This is a genomic window from Weissella kandleri (assembly GCF_045504165.1).
Lineage (GTDB): Bacteria > Bacillota > Bacilli > Lactobacillales > Lactobacillaceae > Weissella > Weissella kandleri_A.
In genome coordinates this window covers 1-6,088 of sequence record NZ_JBJJNY010000021.1, presented here as the reverse complement: position 1 = coordinate 6,088, position 6,088 = coordinate 1, and the positions used below count along the sequence as shown (strand labels likewise).

Here is a 6,088-nt window from a genome sequence, read left to right as displayed (position 1 = left end):
AGTATTTTAATGGGTGTTCGGATTAATGTTGCAATCTGCCAAATAAAAAAATTCTTTTCAATTTTTATTTATGGTATGACATAAATAAAATAAAGTTATTCGTCTAGGTTAATCTTATTAATACTCTTTCTCACTAGTGAGAAAGAGTATTAAATATACTGCAAGGCAAGACATTTGGTAATTGAAGAATAACAAGCAAAAAAATAGCAGTCAGGTCTCTTGACAAAGTATAGTTGCTATTCTTTTTTTAGGCCCTACTTTAATGAAATTTTTGTTTGGAGGGAACGACCTCATTCCTTTGATTATTTCAGTTGAATTTAATAGAGAAGCCTGGCGTCTATTAAGAAATGCTTTTCTTGATGAACGTCAATTTTTTTAACGGAAATCTATCCTATACTAAATTCAGTAAAGGAAAAGGAGGAATCAAAGGAAACTATTTTAAACAAACCAAAATTATAGGAGGAATAGATCATGACTGAAAATAAAGCTTCTCAAGAAAGAACACCCCAAGAAAGATTTCAAGAAGAACAAGAACACAAGGAACATGTCCATCATACAAAAATTAATGCAGCGGCCATTTCGGATCATCTTTTAGGGAATATGCATACTTTACATGTGAAATTGCACCAATATCACTGGTATGTAAATGGTGCTAATTTCTTCACCCTGCATGAAAAATTTGAAGAATTGTATAATCAAAACGAAGAATGGTTCGACAAACTAGCAGAACGCTTAATTACTTCCGGTCATAAACCGGCTTCAACCACCGCTGAATTTGAAAAATATTCCATGCTTTCAGAAGATGCCATCAATAAATACGCTAAAGCAGAAGACATGGTTGAAAATATTATCGAAGATTTCAGAAGTACCCGTGAATTAACGATTCGTGCTATTCGTTTAGTACAGGATGAGGGTGACGATGCTTTAGAAGATACACTGATTGCTTTTAAAAATGACTTAGATAAAAACATTTGGATGCTGCAAGCATTCATTGGTAAAGAGGCATTGGAAGACGACGATGCGTTTGATGAGGATGAAGATTAGGTTTTTCGTAAACATACATTTAAAAATTAAAGATTTTGGGGTTGGGACTCTTTCCAGCTCCTATTTTTTTGCCGTTAAAAAGACTTTTCTTGATGAGAGTCAATTTTTTTGAGGTAGGGGGCCTTTACACTAAATATAGGAAATTTAAAAAAAGACAATAAACTGATAAAGGGGGAGAACGAATTGACTTAATACACCCAACCACATGCAGAAGGAGACCACTCAGCTTGTATTCGCTTAGTCCCAATATTCAATCATTTGGAGGAAGGCTCGATGGATCGCATTGCTGGAAAAGCTTACACGAAGCACTATCAAAAAGGGGAGTTTCTGTTTCGCTCGCAAGAAAAAGACGATGCCTTGTATATTGTGAATCGCGGAAAAGTCCGCATCTATCGCTTGTCTGATTCTGGCAAAGAGCAACTAGTGCGTATTTTGAATCCGGGTAACTTTACGAGAGAATGGGCGTTGTTCAATCCTGATGTTGTGCACGAGGAATACGCAGAAGCTACTCGAGATACGTCTGTCTGCACGATTCAACAACATGATGTACAAGAGTTTCTAAAAGAGTATCCTGCTATTTCGTTAAAGCTGCTAGGAGAGATGTCGCAGCGGTTAGAAAGATCCGCACGTCAAACCGCACAAGTAGCCGTGGAGAGTGTCATTACCCGTTTAGTTTTGTTTTTAGCAGAAAATGTGGAACCTGGAATGGGCAACTCTCCCACCATCACCCTGCCGATGGCAAAAAAGGACATTGCTTCCTGTTTAGGAACGACACCTGAGACCATCAGTCGCAAATTTGGAGAATTGGAGAACGAGGGATTGATTCAACAGCTGTCTGGAAAAAGGATCAAGATTCAGGATTTAGATGATTTATTGCTTTACAGCGAATAATCGGACACGGAAAAGTGGCGTATTACGAAGCGAGTGACCAGGGGGGGCTTAGCCGGAATCTTGTTCAGCATCACCATGACTAGAATGACGCGAAAAATTGAAGAAATGGAGCAAATGGTACCTACTACCATCCGACCTTCTTATACGAGTCATTGTGGAGTTTGTTGGGCTTTGACCTCATCGTCACTATACGGAACCGAAAAATAGCTTTTGCATCAAGAAGAAGTCGCTTTGAGTTACGTTTTGTGGTACTCAGTGGGTCGGTTCTTCATTGAAGGTATGCGAACGAACAGTTTATGGATTGGCGAGTGGATCCGCGTTTCGCAAGCCTTGTCTCTGGCCCTGTTTATTGGCGCGATTGTAGTATGATTTATACGCAGACAAGATTATCCACCAATTTCTTATTATTCTGATGGCAATAAGGGGCAGAAAAAGACTATTAAGATGGTGAATTGAGCAAAAAGATAAAAAGAAGTGCCAAACTTGATATGCGTCAATTTTCGTTTGCTAAAAGTGAGCTATATTACAGTTGTAAATAGGAAAAGGCAGTGTTCATTAATCTGCTGCCGATAAAATAAAAACACATAAAGGAGATAGGAATTATGGAAAAAGCTATATTGCAATTAGAAACTTTGTCTTGTCCAAGTTGTATGCAAAAAATTGAAGGTGCCGTAAAATCAGTTAGCGGTGTTGATAAAGACAGCATTAAAGTATTATTCAACTCCAGCAAAGTCAAAACCAATTTTGATTCAGCTGTCACTTCGATTGAAGAGATTCAAAAAGCTATCGAAAACGTAGGCTATCCGGTCCTTAAAGCAAAAGTCAAGGCCGCTTAACAGATTAAATGAACTAGGCAATTCTGGAAGGAAAGCTATTTTTCCAGGATTGCTTTTTTTGTTGCAATCCGATTCGAGGTGCTTAGAAACGATAAAAGAGAACTTTCTAAACTTGATATCCGTCAATTAATTACTTAGGCAATTATCTTATACTTTGTTTATCAATAAAAGAGAAATTAAATTTGGAAGGAAAAAGCATGCAACAATATATATTAAGCAAAAAAAATATTATCACCGTCATCAGTGGATTGTTAATCGCACTCGGTTTCTTCAGTCACTTTGTTTTAGAAAACGTAGGACTTTCAGAGTGGTCTTTGATCATCGCCTCTGTCTTTGGGATTATGCCAATTGCCATTCAAGCGTTTCAAGCAATGAAAGTCAAAGTCATCAGTATTGATGTCTTAGTTAGTATTGCAGCGATTGGTGCGCTTTTTATTCAAAATTATGAAGAATCGGCTATTGTCACGTTCTTATTCTTATTCGGACACTACTTGGAACAACGAACATTGAACCAAACGCGATCTGCTATCAAAGAATTGACTGAAATGGCACCCGAAAGCGCCTTGAAACAAATGGATAATGGCGAATTTGAAGAAGTAGAAGTGGATGATGTAGATGAAGGGGATATCTTGCTCGTTAAAACGGGTGCGAAAGTTCCAGTAGATGGTACAGTTCTTACGGGTGAAGGGCATATCAATGAAGCTAGCATTACAGGTGAAGCTGTTCCGGTCAACAAGCTAGCTGATGCAGAAGTTTTTGCAGGAACCATTTTAGAAAATGGAACGATTCAAATCAGAGCTGACCGAGTTGGTGAGGACACCACATTTGGAAAAATTGTTGAACTCGTGGAAGAAGCACAAGATTCTAAATCCGAAGCGGAACGGTTCATTGATCGCTTTTCTAAATACTACACACCAGCTGTCTTGGTCCTGGCAATTGTTGTATGGGCGTTCAGTCAAAATATTGAGTTAGCAATCACCATCTTGGTTCTAGGTTGCCCAGGCGCATTAGTTATCGGAGTGCCTGTTTCAAACGTTGCCGGTATTGGGAATGGTGCTCGTAACGGTGTTCTTTTAAAAGGGAGTGAAGTCATTCAAGACTTCAGCAATGTGGATACAATTGTATTTGATAAGACAGGTACTTTAACTGTCGGAAACCCAACCGTTGCAGCGACTGAACTGTATGAAAAAGATTCTGCTGAAACGCTTGGCTATCTGGCCAATGTGGAACGGGAATCAGATCATCCATTAGCAAAAGCGGTCTTAAATCAAATTGGAGAAACAAACTTTTATCCTGTTGAAGAAACTGAAGTCGTGAAAGGCGGCGGAATCGTTTCAAGTGTAGCTGGACATAGAGTGACTGTCGGGAATGTGGCCTTGATGGAAAAAGAAAATGTCACTCTCAGCAAAAAAGTGCAAAAAGATGTCAAACGGTTTGAACAACAAGGGAACTCTCTCGTTTTGACAGCGGTCGACGGTGAATTAAAAGTACTGATGGGCATTCGCGACCAAGTCCGTCCGGGTGTGAAAGCTAATTTGCAGGAATTAAAAGACCTGGGCGTAAAAAATCTAGTCGTTCTTTCAGGAGATAACCAAGGAACCGTTGATGTGGTCGCAGGCGAACTTGGTTTGACCGAAGCTCACGGCCACATGTTGCCGGAAGACAAATCGGCTTATATCGGAAAACTCCAACAACGTGGTCAAATTGTAGCCTTTGTTGGAGATGGCGTTAACGATAGTCCGTCCTTAGCTTTAGCAGACATTGGCATCGCAATGGGAAGCGGAACGGACGTAGCGATCGAAACATCCGATGTCGTTTTAATGAACTCGAACTTCAGCAACTTGCCTCACGCATTAGGAATAGTAAAAGCTACCGCAAATAATATGAGACAAAATATCGCGATTGCAATTGGAGTAGTGTTGGTCTTGTTGACCAGCGTCTTCTTCAGCGAATGGATGAATATGTCTATCGGAATGTTGGTTCATGAAGGTAGTATCCTGGTGGTAATTTTCAATGCCATGAGATTAATGAAGTATAAGTTGAAAGGTCGAAAAGAATAAAAAGAAGTATCAGCACCTGCAGAGACAGTAAAAATATCTTAAGAATAAACTAGAAGAGGCTGGGACAATAGTCCATCCTTGAAATGACAAAAGCGGAAACTCCCAGATTTAAAATTCTGGGAGTTTCCACTTTTTTGAGTTCTTGAAAAAAATAAGAGTATAGAGTATGCTCTTTATAAAATTAATTTTCGTGTGAATGATTAAAAAATCTAATAATAAAATTTAAATTCCTATTAAGTTTTAACACATGAAATTACATAATTCATCATATTGGCTATATCGTGTTTACGATATTAATAAGGAAGCAAAATTAGAGAAGTATCATGGCAATCTAGAACAATATTTTAGTTTTGAACCAACTGATTATCTTGCTTTGAAGAAAGATAATTAGAACGTACAGGGCCCATTTTTACGTAGAAGGCCTTGATACTTATACACCTATGTTGACGGAAGCATTGCATTTAAGTTTATGGTGTTATACAAATTAAAATTATAGGTGGTTTAGAATGAAAAAAATTTATTTTTTATGTACAGGAAATTCTTGTCGCAGTCAAATGGCTGAAGGATATGCAAAAATAATATTGCCGGCAAATGAGTTTCAAATCGAGAGTGCAGGGATTGAAACTCATGGGTTAAATCTAAATGCTGTTAAAGTTATGGCTGAAGATGGAGTAGATATTAGTAGCCACTACTCTAAGTTAATTGATCTAAATTATTTGAACACTTCAGATTTAGTTATTACTTTATGTGGTGATGCCAAGGATAAATGTCCTATGCTTCCCCCTCAAACCAAGAGTTTACACTGGCCTTTATCTGACCCAGCGCAAGCCACAGGAACTTTAGAAGAACAACTACAAGAATTCCGTAAGGTTCGTGACGAAATTAAAAAATTAGTTACAAGTTTGAATAACTACGTTCATTAATAAAAAAACGCCATATAGTGCCGCAGTAAAACAGTCCAATTAATTTATTGACTTCTAAGTAAAATACCAGGAGTTTTGCTATGAGTTAACTATGATCCTAGGTGGTTACTAAAACATTCCTTAATTTAGGGTCTATAATTATATAATCGCCCCTATAGAAGACTATTAAAACAGCTCTCATTATCTGACTAGTAGATAACGGGGGCTGTTTTTTGTTAAGTGATATAATAAACCATAAAAGAAGTTTAGAAATACGGTCCTGGTTATCAATAAATAAACAATTTAATTATTTATGGCAGATTGCAACATTAATCCGAACACCCATTAAAATACT

The 6,088-nt window shown here is 37.8% G+C and carries 5 protein-coding genes and 1 pseudogene; all 6 read left to right on the top strand.

The window, feature by feature from the left end; translation table 11 throughout:
* Positions 1 to 471 precede the first annotated feature (471 nt).
* The 6 genes and pseudogenes from ACJQWY_RS06790 (at position 472) to arsC (ending at position 5,754) form a co-directional block, all read left to right on the top strand.
* Positions 472 to 1,044, top strand: coding sequence for a Dps family protein (locus ACJQWY_RS06790; RefSeq protein ID WP_407076975.1), 573 nt, complete (start codon positions 472 to 474; stop codon positions 1,042 to 1,044).
* A 231-nt stretch (positions 1,045 to 1,275) separates the two neighbouring features.
* Positions 1,276 to 1,935: a Crp/Fnr family transcriptional regulator gene (locus tag ACJQWY_RS06785; RefSeq protein ID WP_407076976.1), complete on the top strand. Its 660-nt coding sequence runs from the start codon at positions 1,276 to 1,278 to the stop codon at positions 1,933 to 1,935.
* Between the two features lie 113 nt (positions 1,936 to 2,048).
* A pseudogene (locus tag ACJQWY_RS06780) lies at positions 2,049 to 2,391 on the top strand (prolipoprotein diacylglyceryl transferase family protein); the annotation flags it as partial.
* 146 nt (positions 2,392 to 2,537) lie between these two features.
* On the top strand, positions 2,538 to 2,771 hold the full coding sequence (locus ACJQWY_RS06775; protein ID WP_111447969.1) for a heavy-metal-associated domain-containing protein: 234 nt from the start codon (positions 2,538 to 2,540) through the stop codon (positions 2,769 to 2,771).
* A 197-nt stretch (positions 2,772 to 2,968) separates the two neighbouring features.
* Positions 2,969 to 4,831, top strand: a complete 1,863-nt coding sequence (locus ACJQWY_RS06770; protein ID WP_407076974.1) for a heavy metal translocating P-type ATPase — start codon at positions 2,969 to 2,971, stop codon at positions 4,829 to 4,831.
* Between the two features lie 506 nt (positions 4,832 to 5,337).
* Complete coding sequence (gene arsC, locus ACJQWY_RS06765) at positions 5,338 to 5,754, top strand: arsenate reductase (thioredoxin) (protein ID WP_407076973.1); 417 nt, start codon at positions 5,338 to 5,340, stop codon at positions 5,752 to 5,754.
* Positions 5,755 to 6,088 lie beyond the last annotated feature (334 nt).

Bases quoted from the DNA above. Each gene is read 5' to 3' on its own strand.
- arsC (WP_407076973.1), top strand. From the start codon at position 5,338: ATGAAAAAAATTTATTTTTTATGTACAGGAAATTCTTGTCGCAGTCAA.
- ACJQWY_RS06790 (WP_407076975.1), top strand. From the start codon at position 472: ATGACTGAAAATAAAGCTTCTCAAGAAAGAACACCCCAAGAAAGATTT.
- ACJQWY_RS06775 (WP_111447969.1), top strand. From the start codon at position 2,538: ATGGAAAAAGCTATATTGCAATTAGAAACTTTGTCTTGTCCAAGTTGT.
- ACJQWY_RS06770 (WP_407076974.1), top strand. From the start codon at position 2,969: ATGCAACAATATATATTAAGCAAAAAAAATATTATCACCGTCATCAGT.